At 59.1% G+C, this 203-nt stretch carries 1 protein-coding gene; it reads left to right on the top strand.

The genetic code is table 11. The features are described from left to right. A partial coding sequence (locus tag FDX22_RS23985; RefSeq protein WP_146717891.1) for a CarD family transcriptional regulator occupies positions 1-203 on the top strand: 203 nt, incomplete at both ends.

The raw sequence follows: 203 nt of genomic DNA, 5'->3' as shown, positions 1-203 counted from the left end.
ATTCTCGTCGTACCATCAACCCGGATACGTTAATTCGTAACCTCGCGGAGCTGCATCCGGGGCAACCCGTCGTGCACCTTGAGCACGGCGTGGGTCGCTATGCCGGTATGACCACGCTGGAAGCGGGCGGCATTACCGGCGAATACCTGATGCTCACCTATGCCAACGACGCCAAACTGTACGTGCCGGTGTCGTCACTGCAT

The sequence above is a fragment of the Citrobacter sp. TBCS-14 genome, from assembly GCF_005280805.1.
Taxonomy (GTDB): domain Bacteria; phylum Pseudomonadota; class Gammaproteobacteria; order Enterobacterales; family Enterobacteriaceae; genus Citrobacter; species Citrobacter gillenii.
Note: the sequence above shows the minus strand (reverse complement) of the source record. Positions and strands in the feature narration are given on the sequence as shown.